The organism is Halobacillus sp. ABR2_026 (assembly GCF_056158545.1).
Genome location: NZ_JBSWTM010000001.1, coordinates 924,240 through 947,500, shown reverse-complemented (window position 1 = coordinate 947,500; position 23,261 = coordinate 924,240). Strand labels below are relative to the sequence as shown.

At 44.1% G+C, this 23,261-nt stretch carries 25 protein-coding genes and 2 rRNA genes (1 of these 27 only partly in view); 9 read left to right on the top strand and 18 right to left on the bottom strand.

Annotated elements, in window-relative coordinates:
* The 3 genes from ACXADE_RS04805 to ACXADE_RS04795 form a co-directional block, all read right to left on the bottom strand.
* A 23S ribosomal RNA gene (locus ACXADE_RS04805) occupies positions 1-822 on the bottom strand; it reaches 2,094 nt to the left of the window's first position.
* Between the two features lie 170 nt (positions 823-992).
* Positions 993-2,557: ribosomal RNA gene (locus ACXADE_RS04800) — 16S ribosomal RNA — on the bottom strand.
* The 16S and 23S rRNA genes sit together here, the layout of an rRNA operon.
* Positions 2,558-2,967: 410 nt before the next feature.
* Positions 2,968-3,852 (bottom strand): nucleotidyltransferase-like protein, encoded by an 885-nt coding sequence (locus ACXADE_RS04795; protein ID WP_474979374.1) that lies wholly within the window; start codon positions 3,850-3,852, stop codon positions 2,968-2,970.
* A gap of 134 nt (positions 3,853-3,986) precedes the next feature.
* On the opposite strand from ACXADE_RS04795, the gene ACXADE_RS04790 reads away from it, so the two are divergent.
* Positions 3,987-4,361, top strand: a complete 375-nt coding sequence (locus ACXADE_RS04790) for a YgzB family protein (protein ID WP_474979373.1) — start codon at positions 3,987-3,989, stop codon at positions 4,359-4,361.
* Positions 4,362-4,553: 192 nt separating this feature from the next.
* Here ACXADE_RS04790 and perR read toward each other — a convergent pair whose 3' ends face one another.
* From perR to ACXADE_RS04765, 5 genes are all read right to left on the bottom strand, one after another.
* The gene (gene perR, locus ACXADE_RS04785) at positions 4,554-4,997 is read right to left on the bottom strand and encodes a peroxide-responsive transcriptional repressor PerR (protein ID WP_474982195.1); all 444 of its coding nucleotides are present in this window, start codon (positions 4,995-4,997) and stop codon (positions 4,554-4,556) included.
* A 120-nt stretch (positions 4,998-5,117) separates the two neighbouring features.
* Positions 5,118-5,675, bottom strand: coding sequence for a cob(I)yrinic acid a,c-diamide adenosyltransferase (locus ACXADE_RS04780; RefSeq protein ID WP_474979372.1), 558 nt, complete (start codon positions 5,673-5,675; stop codon positions 5,118-5,120).
* A gap of 1 nt (position 5,676) precedes the next feature.
* Complete coding sequence (locus tag ACXADE_RS04775) at positions 5,677-6,630, bottom strand: D-2-hydroxyacid dehydrogenase (RefSeq protein WP_474979371.1); 954 nt, start codon at positions 6,628-6,630, stop codon at positions 5,677-5,679.
* Between the two features lie 80 nt (positions 6,631-6,710).
* On the bottom strand, positions 6,711-7,181 hold the full coding sequence (bcp, locus tag ACXADE_RS04770) for a thioredoxin-dependent thiol peroxidase (RefSeq protein WP_474979370.1): 471 nt from the start codon (positions 7,179-7,181) through the stop codon (positions 6,711-6,713).
* Positions 7,182-7,245: 64 nt separating this feature from the next.
* Entirely contained in the window at positions 7,246-7,656 is a 411-nt protein-coding gene (locus ACXADE_RS04765; RefSeq protein WP_474979369.1) for a potassium channel family protein, read from the bottom strand.
* A gap of 188 nt (positions 7,657-7,844) precedes the next feature.
* Between ACXADE_RS04765 and ACXADE_RS04760 the strand changes: the two genes are divergently transcribed.
* From ACXADE_RS04760 to ACXADE_RS04750, 3 genes are all read left to right on the top strand, one after another.
* Complete coding sequence (locus ACXADE_RS04760; RefSeq protein ID WP_085030712.1) at positions 7,845-7,931, top strand: YjcZ family sporulation protein; 87 nt, start codon at positions 7,845-7,847, stop codon at positions 7,929-7,931.
* Between the two features lie 198 nt (positions 7,932-8,129).
* Positions 8,130-9,425 (top strand): glutamate-1-semialdehyde 2,1-aminomutase, encoded by a 1,296-nt coding sequence (locus ACXADE_RS04755; protein WP_474979368.1) that lies wholly within the window; start codon positions 8,130-8,132, stop codon positions 9,423-9,425.
* A gap of 319 nt (positions 9,426-9,744) precedes the next feature.
* Positions 9,745-10,812: an FUSC family protein gene (locus ACXADE_RS04750; RefSeq protein WP_474979367.1), complete on the top strand. Its 1,068-nt coding sequence runs from the start codon at positions 9,745-9,747 to the stop codon at positions 10,810-10,812.
* A gap of 74 nt (positions 10,813-10,886) precedes the next feature.
* On the opposite strand, the gene ACXADE_RS04745 is transcribed toward ACXADE_RS04750, so the two are convergent.
* The 4 genes from ACXADE_RS04745 to ACXADE_RS04730 all read right to left on the bottom strand — a co-directional run bounded on the left by ACXADE_RS04745 (position 10,887) and on the right by ACXADE_RS04730 (position 15,099).
* Complete coding sequence (locus ACXADE_RS04745) at positions 10,887-12,659, bottom strand: ABC transporter ATP-binding protein (protein WP_474979366.1); 1,773 nt, start codon at positions 12,657-12,659, stop codon at positions 10,887-10,889.
* A gap of 70 nt (positions 12,660-12,729) precedes the next feature.
* Positions 12,730-13,257, bottom strand: coding sequence for a nucleoside tri-diphosphate phosphatase (ntdP, locus tag ACXADE_RS04740; protein WP_474979365.1), 528 nt, complete (start codon positions 13,255-13,257; stop codon positions 12,730-12,732).
* Between the two features lie 403 nt (positions 13,258-13,660).
* Positions 13,661-13,837 carry a gamma-type small acid-soluble spore protein gene (locus ACXADE_RS04735; protein WP_089653790.1) on the bottom strand — a complete coding sequence of 59 codons (177 nt, stop codon included), beginning with the start codon at positions 13,835-13,837 and terminating at the stop codon, positions 13,661-13,663.
* A gap of 203 nt (positions 13,838-14,040) precedes the next feature.
* Complete coding sequence (locus tag ACXADE_RS04730) at positions 14,041-15,099, bottom strand: C40 family peptidase (RefSeq protein ID WP_474979364.1); 1,059 nt, start codon at positions 15,097-15,099, stop codon at positions 14,041-14,043.
* A gap of 259 nt (positions 15,100-15,358) precedes the next feature.
* On the opposite strand from ACXADE_RS04730, the gene ACXADE_RS04725 reads away from it, so the two are divergent.
* Entirely contained in the window at positions 15,359-15,583 is a 225-nt protein-coding gene (locus ACXADE_RS04725; RefSeq protein WP_474979363.1) for a cytosolic protein, read from the top strand.
* Here ACXADE_RS04725 and mutY read toward each other — a convergent pair.
* Positions 15,573-16,661, bottom strand: coding sequence for an A/G-specific adenine glycosylase (mutY, locus tag ACXADE_RS04720; RefSeq protein WP_474979362.1), 1,089 nt, complete (start codon positions 16,659-16,661; stop codon positions 15,573-15,575). The two genes, ACXADE_RS04725 and mutY, sit on opposite strands and share 11 nt — an antisense overlap.
* A 64-nt stretch (positions 16,662-16,725) precedes the next feature.
* Between mutY and ACXADE_RS04715 the strand changes: the two genes are divergently transcribed.
* Positions 16,726-17,715 (top strand): metal-dependent hydrolase, encoded by a 990-nt coding sequence (locus ACXADE_RS04715; RefSeq protein ID WP_474979361.1) that lies wholly within the window; start codon positions 16,726-16,728, stop codon positions 17,713-17,715.
* Between the two features lie 68 nt (positions 17,716-17,783).
* Here the strand turns inward: ACXADE_RS04715 and ACXADE_RS04710 are convergent, their stop codons facing one another.
* A complete protein-coding gene (locus ACXADE_RS04710) occupies positions 17,784-18,050 on the bottom strand; it encodes a YfhJ family protein (protein ID WP_474979360.1) in 267 nt (88 codons plus the stop codon).
* Positions 18,051-18,161: 111 nt separating this feature from the next.
* Here ACXADE_RS04710 and sspK point away from each other — a divergent pair, with 111 nt between their 5' ends.
* Complete coding sequence (sspK, locus tag ACXADE_RS04705; protein ID WP_474979359.1) at positions 18,162-18,335, top strand: small acid-soluble spore protein K; 174 nt, start codon at positions 18,162-18,164, stop codon at positions 18,333-18,335.
* Positions 18,328-18,471 carry a YpzG family protein gene (locus ACXADE_RS04700; RefSeq protein WP_474979358.1) on the top strand — a complete coding sequence of 48 codons (144 nt, stop codon included), beginning with the start codon at positions 18,328-18,330 and terminating at the stop codon, positions 18,469-18,471. The genes sspK and ACXADE_RS04700 overlap by 8 nt, the downstream gene beginning before the upstream one ends.
* Positions 18,472-18,507: 36 nt before the next feature.
* Here the strand turns inward: ACXADE_RS04700 and ACXADE_RS04695 are convergent, their stop codons facing one another.
* Positions 18,508-18,849 carry a YfhH family protein gene (locus ACXADE_RS04695; RefSeq protein ID WP_474979357.1) on the bottom strand — a complete coding sequence of 114 codons (342 nt, stop codon included), beginning with the start codon at positions 18,847-18,849 and terminating at the stop codon, positions 18,508-18,510.
* A 91-nt stretch (positions 18,850-18,940) separates the two neighbouring features.
* Between ACXADE_RS04695 and ACXADE_RS04690 the strand changes: the two genes are divergently transcribed.
* Positions 18,941-19,600: an SDR family NAD(P)-dependent oxidoreductase gene (locus tag ACXADE_RS04690; RefSeq protein ID WP_474979356.1), complete on the top strand. Its 660-nt coding sequence runs from the start codon at positions 18,941-18,943 to the stop codon at positions 19,598-19,600.
* A 79-nt stretch (positions 19,601-19,679) separates the two neighbouring features.
* Here the strand turns inward: ACXADE_RS04690 and ACXADE_RS04685 are convergent, their stop codons facing one another.
* From ACXADE_RS04685 to glcT, 3 genes are all read right to left on the bottom strand, one after another.
* Positions 19,680-19,946, bottom strand: coding sequence for a phosphocarrier protein HPr (locus tag ACXADE_RS04685; RefSeq protein ID WP_474979355.1), 267 nt, complete (start codon positions 19,944-19,946; stop codon positions 19,680-19,682).
* A 15-nt stretch (positions 19,947-19,961) separates the two neighbouring features.
* Complete coding sequence (gene ptsG / locus ACXADE_RS04680) at positions 19,962-21,998, bottom strand: glucose-specific PTS transporter subunit IIBC (protein ID WP_474979354.1); 2,037 nt, start codon at positions 21,996-21,998, stop codon at positions 19,962-19,964.
* A gap of 269 nt (positions 21,999-22,267) precedes the next feature.
* Positions 22,268-23,110, bottom strand: coding sequence for a glucose PTS transporter transcription antiterminator GlcT (glcT, locus tag ACXADE_RS04675; RefSeq protein WP_474979353.1), 843 nt, complete (start codon positions 23,108-23,110; stop codon positions 22,268-22,270).
* Positions 23,111-23,261: the final 151 nt, after the last annotated feature.

Genomic DNA, 23,261 nt, shown 5'->3' with positions numbered 1-23,261 from the left:
CCCTACCCACACCTCATCCCCGTAATTTTCAACTTACGTGGGTTCGGGCCTCCAGTCAGTGTTACCTGACCTTCACCCTGGACATGGGTAGATCACACGGTTTCGGGTCTACGACCGCATACTCACTCGCCCTATTCAGACTCGCTTTCGCTGCGGCTCCGCTTCTGCTGCTTAACCTCGCATACGGTCGTAACTCGCCGGTTCATTCTACAAAAGGCACGCCGTCACCCATTAACGGGCTCCGACTACTTGTAGGCACACGGTTTCAGGTTCTCTTTCACTCCCCTTCCGGGGTGCTTTTCACCTTTCCCTCACGGTACTGGTTCACTATCGGTCACTAGGGAGTATTTAGCCTTGGGAGATGGTCCTCCCGGATTCCGACGGAATTCCTCGTGTTCCGCCGTACTCAGGATCCACTCCGGAGAGAGAAAGATTTCGACTACAGGGCTGTTACCTGCTCTGGCTGATCGTTCCAGATCGATTCATCTATCTTCCTCTTTGGTAACTCCAATGGAGTGTCCTACAACCCCAAAAAGCAAGCTTTCTGGTTTGGGCTGATTCCGTTTCGCTCGCCGCTACTTGGGAAATCGCATTTGCTTTCTCTTCCTCCGGGTACTTAGATGTTTCAGTTCCCCGGGTGTGCCTTCCTATACCTATGGATTCAGTATAGGATGCTGTCCCATTACGAACAGCGGGTTTCCCCATTCGGAAATCTCCGGTTCAAAGCCTACTTACGGCTCGCCGGAGCATATCGGTGTTAGTCCCGTCCTTCATCGGCTCCTAGTACCAAGGCATCCACCGTGCGCCCTTATTCACTTAACTATCTTCGTGAAAAGACGTTTACAATTTCAATTAGATGTCTTGTCATCAATTGCCTCATCGTTAGATGAAACAATGATTCCTTATCCAGTTTTCAAGGTTCACAAGTTGAAAGATTCTTTGATCTCTCAAAACTGAACAACCAACACAGTACGTTTCCGTAATATCCTTAGAAAGGAGGTGATCCAGCCGCACCTTCCGATACGGCTACCTTGTTACGACTTCACCCCAATCATTGGCCCCACCTTCGGCGGCTGGCTCCATAAAGGTTACCTCACCGACTTCGGGTGTTGCCAACTCTCGTGGTGTGACGGGCGGTGTGTACAAGGCCCGGGAACGTATTCACCGCGGCATGCTGATCCGCGATTACTAGCGATTCCGGCTTCATGCAGGCGAGTTGCAGCCTGCAATCCGAACTGAGAATGGTTTTATGGGATTTGCTACACCTCGCGGCTTCGCTGCCCTTTGTACCATCCATTGTAGCACGTGTGTAGCCCAGGTCATAAGGGGCATGATGATTTGACGTCATCCCCGCCTTCCTCCGGTTTGTCACCGGCAGTCACCTTAGAGTGCCCAACTGAATGCTGGCAACTAAGATTAGGGGTTGCGCTCGTTGCGGGACTTAACCCAACATCTCACGACACGAGCTGACGACAACCATGCACCACCTGTCACTTGGTCCCCGAAGGGAAATCCCTATCTCTAGGGAGGTCCAAGGATGTCAAGACCTGGTAAGGTTCTTCGCGTTGCTTCGAATTAAACCACATGCTCCACCGCTTGTGCGGGCCCCCGTCAATTCCTTTGAGTTTCAGCCTTGCGGCCGTACTCCCCAGGCGGAGTGCTTAATGCGTTAACTTCAGCACTAAGGGGTGGAAGCCCCCTAACACCTAGCACTCATCGTTTACGGCGTGGACTACCAGGGTATCTAATCCTGTTTGCTACCCACGCTTTCGCACCTCAGCGTCAGAAACAGACCAGAGAGTCGCCTTCGCCACTGGTGTTCCTCCACATATCTACGCATTTCACCGCTACACGTGGAATTCCACTCTCCTCTTCTGTCCTCAAGTTCCCCAGTTTCCAATGACCCTCCACGGTTGAGCCGTGGGCTTTCACATCAGACTTAAGGAACCGCCTGCGCGCGCTTTACGCCCAATAATTCCGGACAACGCTTGCCCCCTACGTATTACCGCGGCTGCTGGCACGTAGTTAGCCGGGGCTTCCTCGTTAGGTACCGTCAAGGTACCGCTCTATTCGCACGGTACTTGTTCTTCCCTAACAACAGAACTTTACGATCCGAAGACCTTCATCGTTCACGCGGCGTTGCTCCGTCAGACTTTCGTCCATTGCGGAAGATTCCCTACTGCTGCCTCCCGTAGGAGTCTGGGCCGTGTCTCAGTCCCAGTGTGGCCGATCACCCTCTCAGGTCGGCTACGCATCGTCGCCTTGGTGAGCCGTTACCTCACCAACTAGCTAATGCGCCGCGGGCCCATCTGTAAGTGATAGCGAGAAGCCATCTTTCAACTTTCCTTCATGCGAAAGAAAGTATTACCCGGCATTAGCCCCGGTTTCCCGGGGTTATTCCGATCTTACAGGCAGGTTGCCCACGTGTTACTCACCCGTCCGCCGCTCGTTCCACGAGCTTCACCCCGAAGGGTTCCGCTCGCTTCCCGCGCTCGACTTGCATGTATTAGGCACGCCGCCAGCGTTCGTCCTGAGCCAGGATCAAACTCTCCATAAAAGTTAAGTTTGACTTGCTCATTTGCACACCGAATGTGCTTTGTTTCAAATCTCTTCTATAAAGAAGAAATGTTTTGACGTACTGGTTGGTTCGTTCAGTTTTCAAAGATCAAAATGTTGTTTGCCGCTTAAAAACAGCGACTCAATCATTGTATCACTTCCGTTGTTTAGTGTCAACAACTTTTTGTGGAAGTTTTTTGTGAGCTGTTCGCTCCCTGTCGCTCTTTTAATGCGACAAGTAATAATTTATCACGTGAGTTGTTTAGTGTCAACAACTTTTTTCATGTGAATGTTTCAGCTCAGTTGCCGCTCTTAATGCGACGCTTATTAATATAGCACGGACTTAATTGTACCGTCAATAACTTTTTCATAAAAAAACTCTTCTAGTTCAAAACCAGAAGAGTAACTTCATTAATGATCAATATATTCATCCACCGGCTTATACCTTCGGTGAAATATTTGAGGACCTTTCGTATCCTGCGGAACAACCTCGATAACCTGATGATCCACAAGATATTCGATCATTGAAGACAAGTCTAAAATATATTCCTGTATTTCCGGGTGTACTTTCAGTTCTCCGAAAGACCAGGGTTCCTCCCTCTCACTCATAAGCTGAAGAAGGTGCTGTGCACTCGCTCGCGATCTCTTACTTATAGAATGTTCGACAGCTAGAATCATCAATTGAATTCTCTTATCTGTCGGTTCATTACTTTCAATAAGTTCCTGGTATAATTTATAGATCTCTGGTTCAATCCGCTTCACTTGATTCCAGACGGTAACTTCCGGGTGGAATCCTTTTTCAATAATTGAAAGCCTTGCAAGATAATGAAGAGAATTGACCATCCGGCTGTAGGAATCCAAGTACTGTTCAGAATCATAAAGATCCTTTGACTCACTGTAGCTACGGATCAACTTTGCAAATTCGATAGCTTTCTTCAAATTACGTGTTTGTATAGGAAACTCCCGCAAGTGTTCTTTTAGTTCTGTCAAATATTCATTTCTCTCAAAAATGATATGACCATTAATGACCCATTCCACTGATCGGCGGTATGAGCTTGTATCAATCCAGTGCTGCAGCAATTTTTCATCCACAATGTGCATAGCTGCTGATTTATTCTCAAATTCATAATGTTTCACATACCACAATTCTTCAGCATCCCGAACAATAATGAATAAAATAACATCAAAATTATCAGTTACAGGGCTGATCGGTTTCTTTTTTTCTAATATGAGAATGCCAAGTGTATTACTTTGGCTCGCTTTTTCTTGGTAAATCGGGCGCAGTACATCTTCCATATTCTTTCCCCCACATTCAATTTCCCTTTCAATAGTGTTTATTCGCTATGTTTAGGCAAAATCCTTTTTTCCTATTATATTTGCCTAAAGAAAATATGCTATACTACGTGGTAGATAGTAAGGAGGGACACGGAGTGGCTCTAAAGTACAGCAGTAAAATCAATAAGATTCGTTCTTTCGCTTTCTGGCTGATCTTCCTCGGTATCGGTGTCATGTACATCGGGTTGTTGTTCAAAGATACCATGTGGGCAATGGCGACATTTATGATTCTCGGTGTAGGGTTTGTCGGCTTAAGTACCGTTGTGTATTTCTGGATCGGCATGCTCTCTACGAAAACGATACAGATCGTATGCCCTTCCTGTGAAAAACCAACGAAAATGCTCGGTCGTGTGGATGCATGCATGCACTGTGACCAGCCGCTTACGATGGACAAGTCACTGGAAGGTAAAGACTTTGATGAGAAGTACAATAAGAAACGTTACAAAAAAGAAACGCAAGGACAGCAATAAACGTCTTGCCGTATAATTAAAAACTCCACTGTCTATACAGTGGAGTTTTTCTGTTCGTGGATCGCCTTTATTAGGTTTAAAAAGAAAAAAGTTTTTCAAAGTGATGGGTCGAAGGCTTGGAAAATCTCATGCCGCAGACCGATTATTCCTAAGACTAAAAAAATAAAAACTGAAAGCAGAAAGCTTTCAGTCTTAATGAGTATTATTCGTTTGGCAATCTGTACAAGTTCCATAGACTTCCATGCGATGATGACTTACATTAAATCCAGTCACCTGTTCAGCTAATGATTCCACTTCGTTCAGACTTGGATAGTGAAAGTCGACGATTTTACCGCATGATTCACAGATCGCATGATAGTGATCACTTGTATTGCAATCAAAGCGGCTGGAAGAGTCCCCGTAAGTCAACTCACGTACGAGTCCTATTTCTCTAAAGACGCGGAGATTGTTGTAAACCGTAGCGACACTCATATTCGGAAATTTACTTTCTAATGCTTTGTAAATTTCATCAGCTGTCGGGTGAGTCATAGAATTCAGCAGGTATTCAAGCACCGCATGACGCTGTGGAGTAATTCGTACACCAGAGCCTTTCAGTGTATCAATGGCATCTTGGAGTCGATGGTCTGACACGGTCATGCACCTCGCTTTCATAAACTGATTCTTGATTTATAATATTATTAAATTAGAATCCTTACAATTAGTTTAACCTTTTCTTAAAGGAATTGTCAATATAAAGCACCCCTTCATTCCCAGGACTTAAACATCAGGATCCAACACAGTTTCCGTACCACCCAGCTGCCGGTTCACATATCTTGCTGCTACAAATAGAAAGTCCGACAGCCGGTTCAAATAGGAGACGACTAAAGGGTTGTCCAAATCCTCTTCCAGAGCTACCGCTATTCTTTCGGTCCTGCGCACAACTGTGCGCGCCAGATGAAGCGAAGCAGATGCTTGATGTCCTGAAGGAAGGATGAAATTTTTTAACGGCTCCAGAGACTGGTCCCATTCATCAATCTGCTTTTCCAACTCTTCAATATGTTCTTTTTTAAGTTTCCACATGACATCTTTCCCTTTAGGCGTCGCAAGTTCAGCACCAACATGGAACAAGATTGTCTGGATTTTTTGAAAAGTATGAAGAAAGGAGGCTTTCCCCTCCCACTCTTCTCCGCTCAGATGGCTGAGTGCGAGACCGATCATAGAGTTCGCTTCATCACATGTCCCATAGGCTTCTACACGTATATCATTTTTCGCTACCCGCTGTCCGTAGATCAAGGATGTCTGGCCTTTATCCCCTGATCGTGTATATATCCTCATATTAATACCCCCGTTTTGGATCGATGATATTTCTTAATTCCCCTTCTCCACTTATAAAAACAGACAAGTTCTTCTCAAAAAGATCAAACCCTCTAGGTACATAGTAAGGAGAAATGCCTGAAATGTGCGGTGTTACCGTCACGTTTTCTTCCTGCCAAAATGGATGGTCTTCAGGTAATGGCTCTTCCTCAAATACATCCAACACGGCATGAGCGATGTCGCGATTTCTTACAGCCGCAAGGAGAGTCTCTGTTGAAACCAGATCCCCCCGCCCCATGTTTAAGAAGACAGCGTGAGAAGACATTTCCTTGAAATGTTTTTCTTCCAATAAATAACTGGTCTCTGGTGTACTTGGAAGAGCTGCAACTATAAAGTCGCCTGTAGGAAGAACCAAGTCCATTTGTTCTACAGGAAATACTTGATCAAAATCAGGCTTGCTTTTTCCTGATCTGGAAACACCAACGGTTTTCATTCGAAAAGCTTTGGCCAGCCTAGCAACTTCCTGCTGGATTGCCCCTGTACCAAGCAAAACCATCGTCCTTCCATTAATTTCGTCCATGACAGGACGGCGGTTCCACTCTGCTCTCCGCTCCTGTTCCATCAACGTTTTCGCTTTTCTGGAGACTTGAAGCAGCATCGAGAGGGCATATTCAGCCATTGGCTGTGCATGGATGCCTCTGACATTCGTCACAAGGATATCCCGTTTGGCGATTTCCTCGAAGGGCATTCGGTCCATGCCAGCGGAAAGGACCATAATCCACTTCAGTTTTTTAGCCGACTGAATTTTCCCCTCATCCAAATCCTCACCATATGTAATAAATACATCCGCTTCTTCAAGGTAATACTTTGCTTCACCCATTCCGTGGCAGAAAATGAAAGAAGCATCAGGGAACCTTGTTTGCAGCTTCATCTGGATGTCATCAGGCACTCTTTTAATGGCAGATACAATCTTCATCCAATCAACTCCTTCCCTTTTCTTTTTATAGTAGCCTATAAAGAAACCATAGTCACTTGTAGACTATGGTTCAATGCTTATTACGATAAATGTTCTCGGATATATTCCAGAGCAGATTCGACGTGACCCTGCACTTTAACTTTCCTGTACTCTTCTGCAAGGTTCCCCTCTTTATCAATGATAAAGGTGGAGCGTTCAATGCCGTAGTATTCCTTGCCGAAGTTTTTCTTCAGCTTCCATACTCCGAATTGCTCCGCCACTTCATGATCTTCATCAGCGAGCAGAAGAAATGGCAGGTCGTGTTTGTTAATGAATTTTTCGTGCGATTCAACCGGGTCAGGACTCACACCCAGAATAACAGCATCAAGATCTTCAAAGCTTTCATGATGATCACGGAAATCACAAGCTTCCGTCGTACAGCCTGGAGTCATATCTTTCGGGTAAAAATAAAGGACGACGTTCTTTCCCTTAAAATCAGAAAGAGACACGGATTCACTGTTGTTTGCCGGCAGTGTAAAATCTTGCACTTGCTTACCTTTTTCTACTGTCATGTTAAGACCCTCCTAAATGGTTTCTACCACTTAGGTTACCTTAAAAACAATCAAACTTCCAACATCAGCTTTCCACTTTGTGCTTCAACCAAACCTTGGCTACCAGGGCAGCTGGGAGGGTATACCCGACCATAGCCTCAAAAATCGCTATCCATTTGCCGATTCCCACAGGAGTAAGATCTCCATACCCTACAGTAAATAAAGTAACACCACTGAAATATACACTTCTAATGACGTCCAATGTCCAATGATTATCTATAGTGGGTCCTTCTCCTATATACACTTCTATTCCCTGAAGGATCAGCGCGGCATATATCACTCCGAAACCGATCATGACAATCGTATACAACATCATAATGGAAACAAAGAGTTGAGCCGAGAATATTTTATGTTCAAATTCGAGAGATTGAAAAATCTGGCGGAGGCTCCCTCCGATAAGAGCAAGGGAAAGAGCTGAAAGAATGATCGTCATCATAAGCATGCTCCTTTTATACGAGTAAACAAGCTTTACTTGTTCATATGAAAGGGCCGAACCTTTTATGCCAGTCAGGAGATGTGACTTCTGGTTAATGGTCCATTTTTCCGAAAAAACCGGGCGAACGCACAGCCCGCAGACCGACGACTGCATAAGATACAGTAAACAATGGAAAGGGGGAATTGTGAATGGGTTACGGATATGGCGGAGGCTTTGCGCTAATCGTTGTTCTTTTCATCCTTCTAATCATCGTTGGTGCAGCATTCCTATACTAAAAACAGCTTGCACTGAAGTTTAAAAACTTTCAGTGTTACTTTCCTCGCAATCGATCGGACTACTGTTTCAACGCTCTAGAGTGAAGGAACCTTTCAGGGGTGCTTCCCGGGTCAGATGATCCGGGAAGCACCCTTGTGATTCAGAATGGACAAGCATGCTACAATAGCAGAGAATACGTTTGTCTAGGAGGTACTATTATGAAACACCATCAATCCGAGCAATTATATATGGAAGCAACAGAACATATCGTCGGCGGAGTTAATTCTCCTTCTCGCGCCTACAAAGGTGTCGGCGGCGGTACTCCTGTCTATATGGATCGTGCGGAAGGTTCCCATTTCTACGATGTCGACGGGAACGAATATATCGATTACTTAGGCGCATACGGACCGATCATTACTGGTCATGCCCACCCTCATATTACAGAAGCGATTACAAATGCTGCCCAAAATGGCGTGCTTTATGGAACACCAACAGTACTGGAGAACCGCTTTGCTAAAATGTTGAAAGAAGCGATTCCTTCTTTAGATAAAGTAAGGTTCGTCAATTCCGGTACAGAAGCCGTCATGACAACCATTCGTGTCGCACGTGCTTATACAGGCCGTGACAAAATCATTAAATTTGCCGGGTGCTACCATGGTCATTCAGATCTCGTCCTTGTCGCTGCCGGGTCCGGTCCATCCACCCTTGGCACCCCCGATTCTGCCGGTGTACCAGCCTCCATTGCGCAGGATGTCATCACCGTGCCGTTCAATGACATTGAACCATTCAAACAAGCCCTTGAAACATTCGGTGACGAAATTGCAGGTGTACTCGTTGAACCGATCGTAGGAAATTTCGGAATCGTAGAACCGAAACCCGGATTTCTACAACAGGTGAATGAACTTACCCATGAAGCTGGTGCCCTGGTCATTTATGATGAAGTCATTACTGCTTTTCGTTTTACATACGGAAGCGCTCAGCAATTGTTGGATGTTGAACCGGACATGACCGCCATGGGTAAAATTATCGGCGGCGGCCTTCCGATCGGTGCTTATGGTGGACGCGCGGATATCATGGAACAAGTGGCTCCATTAGGACCTGCATATCAGGCGGGAACGATGGCTGGTAACCCTGCCTCTATGTCTGCCGGGATCGCCTGCCTTGAAGTCCTTAAGCAGAAAGGCGTCTATGAAGAAATGGACCGGCTCGGTGCACGTTTGGAAACTGGCATTCTTGATCATGCCGAAAAACATGGGATCCAGATACAGATCAACCGATTGAAAGGTGCCTTGACGGTGTACTTCACGGATGAAAAAGTGGAAAACTATGAACAGGCGGAAAACACGGATGGCGATCAATTCGCCCGTTTCTTTAAGCTGATGCTCCACGAAGGGATCAATCTGGCTCCATCGAAATACGAAGCCTGGTTCCTGACAACTGCACATACCGAGGAAGATATCGATCAAACGTTAAAAGCGGTGGATCGTACATTCCAAACGATGGCCAATGACTAATTCGTGTCCCCTCCTCTTTTCATAAGGGGAGGTTTTTTTATATTTTTCTGACTATTCTGTTGATTACCGAAACAGTTCATGCTATTATATAAACATAATTCTGAATATTCCCACGAATTATGATCTTTGTTTCATTTCTTTCCCTTTTCATAGGTTCCAGCTCCGGCTGGTTCCCCTTTGGCTTATGCGGATCCCGCATAAGCTTTTTCTTTTGTTCTAATCAAACGAAAATGATGTATAATGATTTCATCCTGTTTTTTTGAGGGCTAACGACTTCTGCACCAGGAAGATATTTAAGAATCAAAGGATGATGTTCTACATGAAATTAGGCGCAAGAATGATGAAGACCGGCTTGGCAGTAGGGATAGCTCTTTATATCGGACAGCTATTCGGGTTCATATCCCCTTTACTTGCAGCCATCGCTGTCGTCTTTTCCATTCAACCTTCAATCTATCGTTCCTACCAATCGATTATAGAACAAGTACAGGGAAACATAATCGGGGCATTGATCGCCATTGTCGCTGTTTTTACTCTCGGAAATGATCCCTTTATCGTAGGATTCGCTATTATCCTTGTGATCGGATTGACTACCACACTTAAAATGAATGAAAATACAATTGCTCTAGCTGTTGTTGCCGTCATCGCGTTGATGGATTCAACGGATCAAACCTTTCTTTATTTCGCAGGGTCAAGGTTCACATCAATGATGCTCGGTATACTGGCTGCATTTATCGTCAACCTTGTTTTTCTCCCTCCAAGATACGAAACAAGGTTGTTCACAAAGATTGACCGGGCGACCAACGATATCCTGCAGTGGTTAAGAGTAACCACGAGAAATTTATCCGATGAACCTGCTTTAAAATATGAAATAACAAGAATACAGGATGATATGCGCTGGGTGGATCATACCTACCTTCTTTATTCCGAAGAAAGGACCTATTTTAAAGGCAGCCGTTTTTCTAAAGGAAGGAAAATGGTACTTTTCCGGCAATTAATCACCACAACGAAAAAGTCTTTTGATGTCCTGAAGGCTTTTTACCGTTTGGAGCATAAAATTGAACAAATCCCTGATCAATTTCAGGATGCCGTTGTCCAAGAACTTGATAAATTGATCAATGCTCACGAAAAATTGGTGCTTAGCCTTAAAGGTCGCATCAAACATACTCATAAACAATCCCTGAGAAGGATTGAAGAGCCGGACATCCCTCTACTTGTTGAACGGCTTATGAACGTTTACGAAAAAAGCAACAACCCTGATAAATTAGTCTTTCTGCCGCTGGCTTCACAATTGATGGAATACCATTATCAATTGGAACGTCTGAAGAAGCTGTTGAAGAGTTATCAGGCCCGACATCAGGACGACTTCATACAAACAACCGACAAATAACCAAACAAAAGCCGAGTATGGACGTCCATACTCGGCTTTTGTTTCTTATCTAACCTTGAAGCAGAGGGCACTCGTTACGTCCCCATATACTCAGGCTTTTGATCATCCAATTCCTGCACTTGATACAAATCATAATAATGCCCTTTTCTCTTCATCAATTCCTGGTGAGAACCGACCTCGACAATCTCCCCATTCTCGATATGGACGATCCGATCCGCATGCGTTATGGTTGATAACCTGTGGGCAACGATGAAGGTGGTCCGTTCTGAAGCCAAACGCTCAAGCGCATTCTGAATCAGGTGCTCACTCTCCAAGTCAAGCGCTGAGGTGGCTTCATCAAGGACAAGAAGCGGTGGATTTTTCAAAAAGACCCGCGCAATCGCGACTCTCTGCTTTTGACCGCCGGACAATTTGACCCCACGCTCTCCGACTAACGTATTATAACCGTTGGGAAGTTCCATGATGAAGTCATGCGCATTGGCCGCTTTAGCCGCTTCGATCATTTCTTCATCGGTTGCATCCGGATTTCCCATCCTGATATTCATAGCGATGGATTCACTGAACAGAATGTTATCCTGAAGGACCATCCCGATGTTATCGCGCAAGGATCGCGCTTCAAAATCCCGGATATCTGTTCCATCAATGGAGATCCTTCCTGCCGTTACATCGTAAAATCTCGGAATCAAACTGATTAAGGTTGATTTTCCTCCCCCACTCATTCCTACGAATGCTATTGTCTCCCCATGACGGATATCCAAGTTGACATTTTTCAGAACAAGGGGATCTTCTTCATCATACTTGAACGTAACGTCTTCGATTTTGACATCGCCTTTCACATTGTCCATCTTCACGGCATTCGGCTTGTCGACAATATCATATTTTTCATCAACAAATTCAAACACACGATCCATGGAAGCAATAGACTGGGTAAGAACAGTCGCTGAGTTCACAAGACGTCGCAGTGGATTATATACTCGATCCATGTATCCAACAAACGCAACCATCGTACCGATGGTTAAAGAACCCGTAATAACCTGGTAACCCGCAAAGGCGACAACAAGCAATGGAGCAAGATCTGTAATCGTGTTTGTCACAGAGTACGTGTAGGCGTTCCAATTCGTATGAGTGATCGCTTTATCGAGGAAATTCTTATTCTTCACATCAAACTGTCCTTGTTCATAATCCTCAAGGGCGAAACTTCTTGTGACAGGGACACCCTGGACACGTTCATGTAAATGTCCCTGAACCTCTGCAAGTGCCTGCGAACGATCTCTTGTTAATCTCCGCAACCGGGCATAAAAAAACTTGACGGCAAAACCGTAAAAAGGGAAAAGAGCGATAGAAACCAACGTTAACCAAGGATCCATTGTCAGCATAATGACGATGGCAATAACAATGGTGATCATATCCAACCATATGTTCATAAGCCCGGTAATGACAAATGTTTTCGTCTGCTCCACATCATGAATGACACGCGAGATGATCTCCCCTGTCTTTGTTTTTGAATAGAAACGCAGACTAAGGCGTTGGATATGGTCGAAGAGTTTCTCCCTGATGTCGTACAAGATGTTACTCCCGATCCATTGGGCTAAATACTGTCTGATGTACTCAACAGGCGGCCGCAAAACGAGGAAAACGAGAAAAGCTCCTCCCATAATAAGCAGCAGCTGGTCCATCCTTTCTCCTTGAGTCATGTCTTCTGCATTGATAATGTCATCAATCACATATTTAATGATGAGCGGCATTAATAAAGGGATGGAGAATTTCACAATACCTATAAGGACGGTAAAAATAATTTTTCCTTTATAAGGTTGTACGAACCGCAAATATCTCTTAATACTGTCCAACTGAACACCTTCTTTCTAAACCTTTCAAACAACAACGAAGCGCACTTTTTTATAAGTGCGCAAATGGTCATCATCTATACGTTAAATATCTTTCATACCACTGATCGATGAATTCAGGGGAGAACGGTCCTTTGCGTTGACGGATCCACCTGATGAGAATATCGATGTTGTTATATAGAATACGATCCAGTACGTGAGGATAATTCATCCTTCTCTTGTGGATCTCATATTCGTCTTCATCAAGAATCTTGTATGTCATATCAGGAAAGACTTTCACGTCCAGATCATAATCGATGTATTTGATCGTTTCATCTTCATAAATAAAGGGAGAACTGATGTTGCAATAATAATACACTCCGTCATTCCTTAACATTCCAATGATATTGAACCAGTACTTGGAATGAAAATAACAGATGGCGGGTTCTCTTGTGATCCACCTTCTCCCATCACTTTCTGTTACTTCTGTCCGATCATTTGCACCTATGATCACATGTCTTGTCCCTTTCAAGATTGTGGTACTGTCCCAAACTCTGTGCAGTTGCCCATTATGCTTATAGCTCTGGATTTCGATCCGCTTACCTGCTTCTGGGCCGGGCATAAGATCCCCCCTTCCCTTTACTATTCCATTTCTACCTTCTACCTATTATAACGACAAATGAAGCGGATTGAAAACAATTGGACCAGAGACAAGAGTATCGAACAAAAACCTTCTGCTTTCTCCCATAACAGCTCCCTCTAGTTGAAGATTCAGTTTCGAGATGTTCGTGGGAGCTTTAAGGGCTGCGGGGTATGGATCGCTTTCCGCGGGAGATCGTTGCTCAGCGCCCGCCCACGGAAAGCGAATCGTTTACTGGATCCCCATCAAGACGTCAAGAATCCTGGCATATTCCTTAATAAGGGTATGTAAATAAAAGAAGCCGCCCGCTTATGGGGCGACTCCTTTAATCGGGGGATTGATACAGGCTAAAAAAACAGCCCGGCCAACCTACCAACGACTCAGGTTATTTTTTCTTAGCCTGAGATTTTTGGTTCTGCTGCTGTACGTGCTGCGCGTCAGTTTGTTGAGCGAATTCAGCACCGTATTGGGATTTCCCTTGTGCAGCTTGTTGGTTTTGTTGTTTCACGTGGTTAACGTCTGTACCTGCTGCTGTTTTGTTTTGTTTCGGTTGCTTAGCCATGTTTATCACCTCCGCAAAAATTATTGTGTACAGGAGGCGCAGGTTTCATTCCTGAAAAATTAAATATTTTCATCTTGTTTACAAACACGCTTGAAACATATGATGGTCTACCGTTATTCATCAGGATTTAGAGGAGAGATGGAGTACTCGCTAACTCTAAAAGGGATACCAAAAAAAAAGACGCTCTTGTGAGCGTCTTTCCATCAGTTCTGGATTCGTTTCGTACCAATATAACGCGGGCCCCAATATCCACTGGAAAGCGAACTAATTTCAATTCCATTCGTGGATCCGCTGTGAATAAACTTGTTATCGCCAACATAGATTCCCGCATGGGAAGCCCCTGGTTTATAGGTTTCGAAAAAGACGAGATCCCCTACCTGTCGATCTGAGCTGCTGACTGTATCTGCACGACTATCCGCATACATGGAGGCCACTGTTCTCGGAAGATTGATGCCTTCCATAGCGAAAACATATTGAATGAACCCGCTGCAGTCAAATCCTGAAGGACTCGTCCCGCCCCAACGGTAAGGTGTACCTAAATGCTTCTTCGCTTCTGCTATTAAATCAGAATTCGAAACGCTATTGTTTGTTGAAGTTTGAGTTGGGGGAGCAGAAATTTCTCCTGATATTTTCAATTTTTGACCTGAATAAATTACGTTGTTGGAAAGGTTATTCAAATTTTTTAAGTGTGACACGGATATTCCGTATTTCGTCGCAATCGCCCACAATGAATCACCGGATTTGACCGTATATGTACTACTATTATCTTTGACAGGATCTTGGTCCGATTCTGAATTCTGTCCATCTGTTTCCTTCTGCTTATCCGAAGAAGGCGATGTCGTCTTTGCCTCACCGCTCACTGCAAGCTTCTGTCCGGAATAAATAACATTGCCGGTCAATCCGTTTAAAGCTTTCAACTCGGCTACTGTTACCCCATGACGGGAAGCAATTGCCCATAAAGAATCCCCACTTCTTACTGTATACGTAGTGGATGGTGCCGTTTTCTTCTTCTCCGGTTGAGTTTGAGGAGCAGCTCCAGCCCCTTTTTCAACAATCAAGGTCTGTCCGATTCGAATAAGGTTGGAATCAAGGTTGTTCCATTTTTTAATTTCAGAAACAGATCCATCATATTTCGAACTAATTTTCCATAACGTTTCTCCGGATTTCACTTTATGTAATTCATCAGCAAATACGGAACCACTCCACAATGACGCTCCAATCAAAGACCCACAGACAGCCGTAACGATTTTAGTTTTATTCATCTATACAATCCCCTCATATGTATGTCATAGGTAAAATGGATTAACGTTATGTTCTATTCCTTATTATTCCTAAATGACATCAAATTGTAAATAGTCTAAAACTTCGCTATTAGCCGTCGAATTGGGTCTAATGCTTGTCGTATAAAGGATAGATGTCCTTCGTTACATTTTCATTACAATTTTGTAATGAAACCCGGGGATGATTTACATGTATGCGGGGAGTGGTTCTACATAAAGTAGAGAAGAAGGAGGATGACTTATGTATGTAGGACGTGATTTGTCAGCTTTATCCATGGAACCAAAGCAGGAATGGCAGGAGAAAGAACTCGGTTATTTTCACTATGCCCTCTCTCAGTCTTCGCCGTACTTAAACGCCGAAGGTATTTCGCTGTTACGGGAAATCAATGAAGAGATCAAGCGCCGCGGTGGTTTGGAGCAGCAGGAAGCTACTTGGACCAGCGGCACTCATCCAGTTACTGATTAATATAAGGGTGGGCCTTTTGGTGGGAGACGGGAAATGGATAATCCACCATCTGTTCAGGCGCAAGGAACAGCGCGCGATCGTGGTCGAGCGTCCCTTCACTTACAGTAGCCTTTACGACTTCCATTTCCCAAATCAAATGGGAAAATACATGTTTGATTTGATCAACCGTATCTCCCAGTTCCACTTTCAATCCATATTCACCATAAAACCAATGGGGGACTGCTTCTGGTCCGACATCTGCCAGAGGTACCATGGGATACTGCCATAGTGAAGCGAGCAGGCCTTTGTCAGGTCTCTTTTCGATGAGTACCTCTCCTTTTTCGTTCGTGACGAGAAGCAGTAAATATGGAGATGTCTTTTGTTTCTTTTTAGATGCTTTGACCGGCAGCTCAGATTCTACTCCTTTTTCAAATGCTCTGCAGTGTTCTTGGACAGGGCATAACAGGCAGGAAGGAGTTTTCGGTGTGCAAATGAGAGCCCCAAGTTCCATCAATCCCTGATTGAAAGAAGATGGATCTTCTACGGATATCAATTCCTTCACGATCTCCTCAAAAAGCTTCCGAGTCTTTTGTTTGCTAATATCGTCATCAATATGAAGGATCCTAGATAACACTCTCATGACATTACCATCCACCGCAGGCTCAGGAAGGTTATAGGCGATACTCAAAACCGCCCCCCTTGTATAAGGACCCACACCTTTCAGTTCACCCAATTCTTCTGCATTCGAAGGGACTATGCCATCATATTCGGCTACAACTTCCCTCACAGCGTTTTGCAGATTACGAGCACGGGAATAGTATCCTAAGCCTTCCCATGCTTTCAAGACCTCCTGCTCATCAGCCTGAGCTAAAGCTTCAGGTGAAGGAAACTTACTCATAAAATGATTAAAATAAGGAATGACAGTATCAACTCGTGTTTGTTGGAGCATAATTTCTGATACCCACACACGATAAGGGTCCTGACTTTCCCTCCAGGGGAGAATCCGCTGTTCTTCCTTAAACCAATGAATCAAATCGTTTTTATAGGATTCTTTATCGAATGTATTTAAAATATGTTGAACTCTTTCTGTTCTTTTCATCTTTTTTCACCCTTCGTGATAAACTACTGTTGAAACGTCCGACGCGTCAAAGGAGGTATGGAACTTGGATACAGGCACACATGTCGTCATGGGCGTCGCATTAGGAGGACTGGCTACTCTAGATCCGGTTGTAAATGCAGACCCCAATCTCTTCAATGCGGTCCTTATCGGGACGTTGGTGGGATCTCAAGCACCAGATTCAGATACGGTCCTGAAATTAAGGAACAATGCTGTATATATCCGGCACCACCGAGGTATCACACATTCCATTCCTGCCGTGTTCCTCTGGGGCATTACCATCCCTGGCATCATTCATTTTTTTACTCCCGAGGTGGATTTTCTGCATCTTTGGCTCTGGTCTTTCCTTGCTGTCATCCTGCACGTATTTGTTGACGTGTTCAATGCATATGGCACCCAGGCCTACCGGCCGCTTACAAAACGGTGGGTCGCGTATGGATTTATTAATACCTTTGACCCCTACATCTTTACGCTTCACATCGCAGGCATCGTGGCATGGAATTTAGGAGCAGATCCTGGAATTCTCTGGCTGATTTTATACTTTGTGCTTGCTCTTTATTATTTGAAAAGATACTTTGACAAGAGGGAACTTGTCCGGTTGATTCATGAGAACATTTCAGATGTCAAACAAATCGCGACATCTCCGACAATGAAGCAAAATGTCTGGCGAATCGCCATTACCACGCCTACCCACTATTATGTAGGAAAGGCCGAAAACGGTCATCTGACAATTCTTGACACGTTCAACAATAAACCGATTGATTACGAAGACCCTGTTGTCCAAACAGCATTGACGGATCATAACATCAAAGCTTTCTTATCATTTTCCCCTGTCTACAGGTATGAAATGAGTTACTATGATGAATATACAGAGGTTCGCTTCATTGATTTAAGATACAGGTCACGAGGACGTTACCCATTCGTAGCCCTGGCCCAAATCGATGATGAACATGGCGACCAGTTGAAAATCCTGAATTCCTATACTGGATGGGTCTTTACAGAAGAAAAACTGCAAAACAAAGTCAGCCCTATGTGAATCTTTGAGGGTTGAACATAAAGAAGGAGTCTCTCACCGTGAGAGGCTCCTTTTTCAAATCCTGCGTATTAATGAAGATGACCTTTCTTCTCAAGCATTTCCTTGTATTTAGGATTTGTCGCAACGAATTCATGAAGCTTCGGACCATAATGTTCAATCCACCGGAGCACAATCTGTTCCGTCACTTGTTTGCCCTGGTAATCATGGCCGGCTTTTGCACGTGTGGATTCAAAATCTTCCCATAATAGTTCCACCCATGTCCTTGCTTCCTCTATAGTCAATTGAGGATTTTTACTGTATAACTTTTCAGCCAAGCGCTGATATATTTCATTCATAGGATCACTCCATATTTGGCAATGTTTACAGTGACATTGTAACACATACTACCACCATGAAGGTACATACTAAGGTTGTCTCTTCATCGAGACTCATGAGGAGGATGACTGATGCGTAACAAGGCAAAGAATTTCCCCAACGTTAAAATGACGCACGCACCGGATGACCAAAGCGAATATCTCGCCAAGCGTCCAGACGGTACAATAAACAGCAAGCCGCAGGAAAGAGCAGCAAGGTCAAGACATCGTGACGTCAACGATACAGGGAGGAATTACAATGGGTAAGCGTAATTTCAAAGCGAACGCCTCGGCGATCCGATCACATCGCAGCATCAAACATTTGAGCAAGCGCGTGAATGGTGAGACCGAACAAACGCAGGCAGACCAAATCACTGAAATCCAAGCACGCAAACGGAACTAAAAAATACCGGGCACATTATACAACGTGCCCGGCCTTTTATGACCCTTCCACTATATCTCCAAGCATGGAAATCGGTAAAGCTTCCTCTTCCCCGCCAGCCCTCTTATTGTGTTTATTCTTCCTGTATCCCCACGCAAAAATACCGTTCATATATTCAATATAAAATGTATGTTCAGGATCTCCATCCACTTCATAAGTCTCTCCTGCACTAAAGTCTCCAGGATTCATCATATACGATTTAGCCATGATGATTTTACGTTCATGGACGGCGAATTCATTAACCATGCCCAGCTGCTCGGCTTTTTGAGCTTTTTCCGTCAATTGTGCAATCTCATCACGCAGCTCTTCCTGTGTATATTCACTATATCTTTTCTCCATCGTAATCCCTCCTGCTTTCATGCTCACTTTACATTCTATCAGGGTTTCTTCACAATGAATATGAAGTAGGAGAAGATAAGGAGAGAAGAAAATGAAAAATGTTTGGATCACAGGAGCAGGAACTGGTTTAGGTCAAGCCCTGGCTCAAATATATGCAAAGAACGGCTTTCATGTATACCTTTCAGGGAGAACGGCCGGACGCCTGCAGGTAACTCATAACGATATCGTACGAGATGGAGGTTCAGCAGAAGTCGTCATTTGTGATGTGACAGAAAAATCTTCTATAGAGGAAGCCCTTAAACAAATGAACTCCCTTGACCTTTTGATCAACAATGCTGGAATCGGACAATTCGGGGATCTTTCCTCCTATCAAGAAGAAGAGATCGATCAAGTGCTGAATACGAACATTAAAGGGACCATTCTAGCTACTCAATTAGCCGCTCCCCTATTGGAAGCTTCAGAAGGTCGTGTATTGAATATCATATCTACCGCAGGGCTTCGCGGGAAAAAGAATGAAAGTGTATACTGTGCCAGTAAATTTGCTGTCCGTGGGTTTACAGAAAGCCTGCAGAAAGAATGGGAAAGCTCCGTGTTATCTGCAACAGCTGTCTACATGGGTGGTATGAACACCCCGTTTTGGGATGAAACCAGCCATATCGAAAACCCTGAGAAATTAAAAGGTCCTGAAGGTGTCGCTGAACAAATCTTCTCAGAAGACGACGGACGAAAAGAGATTTTTATCGACCGTTAAGCTAGGAAATCTCTAAGATCTTAAATAATCATACAAAAAAGGCCTGCCGATTCGGCAAGCCTTTTTTTAATCGAAGAGATTACTCTCCAAGACCTTCTTCTTTTGCTTTTGCAACAACTGCTTCAACAGCTTCCGCTTCATCAGAACCTTCAGCAGCGAATGTAACTTCCGCGCCGTTTGGAATGCCTAAAGACATGACGCCCATGATGGACTTCATATTCACGGACTTCCCGTTGTACTCAAGGTTTACATCGGATTGGAACTTCCCTGCAACTTGTACAAGTGCTGTAGCTGGACGCGCATGTACACCGTCTGCTGCTGTGATTTTCATTGTTTGTTGTGCCATGTTAAACTCTCCTCTTTATCCTTTGATTTCAATGATATCAGGATCATTGTGATTGACTTGATTGGATGCTTTGATGCTAACAGATTGTCCTTCTTGAAGATTTGTAAAGACAATTGGCGTAATAATGGATGGAGCATTCTCTTTCACATAGTCAAGATCGACTTCCATCAAGGCTTGCCCCTGCTTCACTTCATCCCCTTCAGAAATCTTAGCAGTAAATCCTTCCCCTTTCAATCCGACTGTATCGATTCCGATGTGGATCAGGATTTCCATACCATTGTCTGCTTCAAGGCCGATGGCATGTTTGGTAGGGAATACATTCAAGACTTTACCATTGACTGGTGAAACAATCTGACCGTCTTCCGGCTCAATGGCAAATCCGTCACCCATCATTTTACCAGAGAATACTTGATCCGGCACTTCTGTAATCGGCATAATTTTACCTTTGATTGGGCTGACAAATTTCAATTCGCCTTCTGTCACAGGTGCTTCTGCTGATTTTTCAGCGTTTTTGACTTCAGAAACATCTTCTCTGGAACGTGGTGTTTTTCCATCGATAATGTCCTGCATTTGTCCTCGTAAAGTATCCGATACCGGTCCGAAAATGGCCTGAATATTGTTTCCTACTTCCATGACTCCGGAAGCCCCCAGTTTCTTCAGACGGTTTTTGTTCACTTCATCTTTCTCATTTACTGAAACCCGTAGGCGAGTGATACAAGCATCGAGGTGAGAGATATTTTTCTGCCCCCCCATAGCTTCAAGGATTTCAAACGGAAGATCGCCCACTTCGCCATCCTCTTCAGCATCTTCCGCTTCGTCTTCACGTCCAGGTGTCGCCAAGTTGAACTTGAGGATCGCCCAGCGGAATCCAAAGTAGTAGATTACAGAGAACACGAGACCAACGATGATGACCCACCACCAGTCAGTACGGTTTGGAAGAACTCCGAACAGGATAAAGTCGATAAGACCACCAGAGAACGTCTGTCCGATTTTAACTCCAAGAATCTCCATAATCATAAAGGAAAAACCAGCAAATACAGCATGAATCGCGAATAATAGTGGCGCTACGAATAGGAAAGAGAATTCAATTGGTTCTGTAATACCTGTCAAGAAAGACGTCAAGGCTGCAGAAGCCATGATTCCTCCGACCACTTTTTTACGTTCAGGTTTTGCTGTGTGATAAATCGCAAGTGCAGCTGCTGGCAGACCGAACATCATAAATGGGAATTTACCCACCATGAAGGTTCCTGCTGTGAAATCAACGCCATCTCTTAATTGTTCAAAGAAAATACGCTGGTCGCCACGAATGATTTCGCCTGCAGCATTCGTATAACTTCCAAATTCAAACCAGAAAGGTGAATAGAAAATATGGTGCAGTCCGAATGGAATCAGGGAACGCTCAATCAGACCGAAGAAGAATGCGGATATTGTCTGATTCCCTTCCAACATCACATGGGACAATGTATTCAAGCCCGCTTGTGCAAATGGCCAAATCCACAGCATAATAATTCCCAGGAATAAGGAAGAAAAAGCTGTAATGATTGGAACGAAACGCTTCCCAGCGAAGAATCCAAGGAATTGCGGCAATTCGATATTGAAAAATCGATTATAGAGCGAAGCAGCTAAAATACCGACAATAATACCACCGAATACCCCTGTCTGCAGGGTAGGAATTCCAAGTATTTCTGCATAGGCAGGGTCAGAAGTCATATCGGCATCAACATTGCCGAGTACCCCCATGACCACATTCATAATCAAATAACCAATGATAGCAGCAAGACCTGCTACCCCGTCCCCCTTCGCAAGACCGATAGCAACACCGACTGCGAATAAGAGAGGCAGGTTATCAAAAACAATCCCTCCAGCTTCAGCCATTACTTGAAGCAATGTTTGAACCCAAGGTGTTCCGAAGTATGGCACTTTTTCAACAAAGTTGTCTTGTGCAAAGCTTGTACCAAAAGCTAAAAGAATACCAGCTGCAGGAAGTAACGCGACTGGAGTCATCAAGGCTTTACCAACTTTTTGCAAGGTGCCGAAAGCATTCTTGAACATTATGTTTTCCTCCTTTTAAATGGTGATGTAAGCCCCATGGCCCATAAAATCCATTGTCAGAAAAATAAAACGTTTTCAATAATACAGAAATGATGAGCGTCCAATAGAGGACGCCAATTATGGATAATAGCTTGTGCATTCTGACTATTCAGGACATAAAAAAACATGAGTACACCAGGCGAATTGGCTTCATAAAGATAGTCCTATCCCTATGATAACCACTTCACCTTCATGTACTCATGCCTGATCGTGTCAGTAACACGTACGTTTTAGGTTTTATGGGTTAAACGTTGTAAATGGATCGTCAAATATATGGCTTCCGATTCATCTACAGGTTTTTTCAGTTGCTTTTGCATCACTTTAATCAGTTTCCAAGCTAAATTATAGCACACAGGATATTCTTCTTTCAACATGTTTGCCAGCCGAATTTCCTCCCCGGCCTGGCCCTCCTGATAAACTCTGTCAATGGCTCGATGAAGGTGCTGGACGAGTCTATGGTAATCCACACTCTTTTTATCGATCGTGACATCCATCGCATCTTCTACTAGTTCTACAAGGTGAGTAATGAGCTGATTATGACGGTTGAGTTCTCTCAAGGTTTTATCAGTGACCGCACTATGGATATGCAGCGCGATGAACCCTACTTCACCTTCTGGGAATTGAATGCCCATCTTGTCATAGATCATCGTCACGACTTCCATAGCAATTTGATATTCTTTCGGATAAAGGGATTCGATTTCCAGTAGAAAAGGATTGGAGAACTGAAGGTCCTGCTTCGCTCGATTAATGGCAAACGCAAGGTGGTCCGTGAGTGCTACGTGGATATGCTGATTGAGTTCCTGGCCCATCCGGGACTCAATGTGAATAAGTACATCACTCATAAAATCGATCAAAGACTCATCAATATATGGCAACAAACTTACATACTGCTCTTTTTCCTGTTCGTTACTCAACAAGAATGTCTTATCTGCCTGATCGGCAGATATTTCATCTCCCGCCTTACGGTTAAAACCGATCCCTTTCCCTATCAATACCACTTCTTCATATATAGGGTGGGACGCAATGACTACATTATTGTTGAGCACTTTTTTGATGGTTATCTGCTGTTCCATAATGCTCCCCCACTTACATTACACTAAAAGCGTTTTCAGTCGTCTCATAACTTCTATCCTATATTTGATTTGTTTTTTTTACAAGTGGGAGGATAAGGAATGTAAACCCTCCCCTTTGTGTGAAAGCGATTACGTCGTGTACAATCAGATA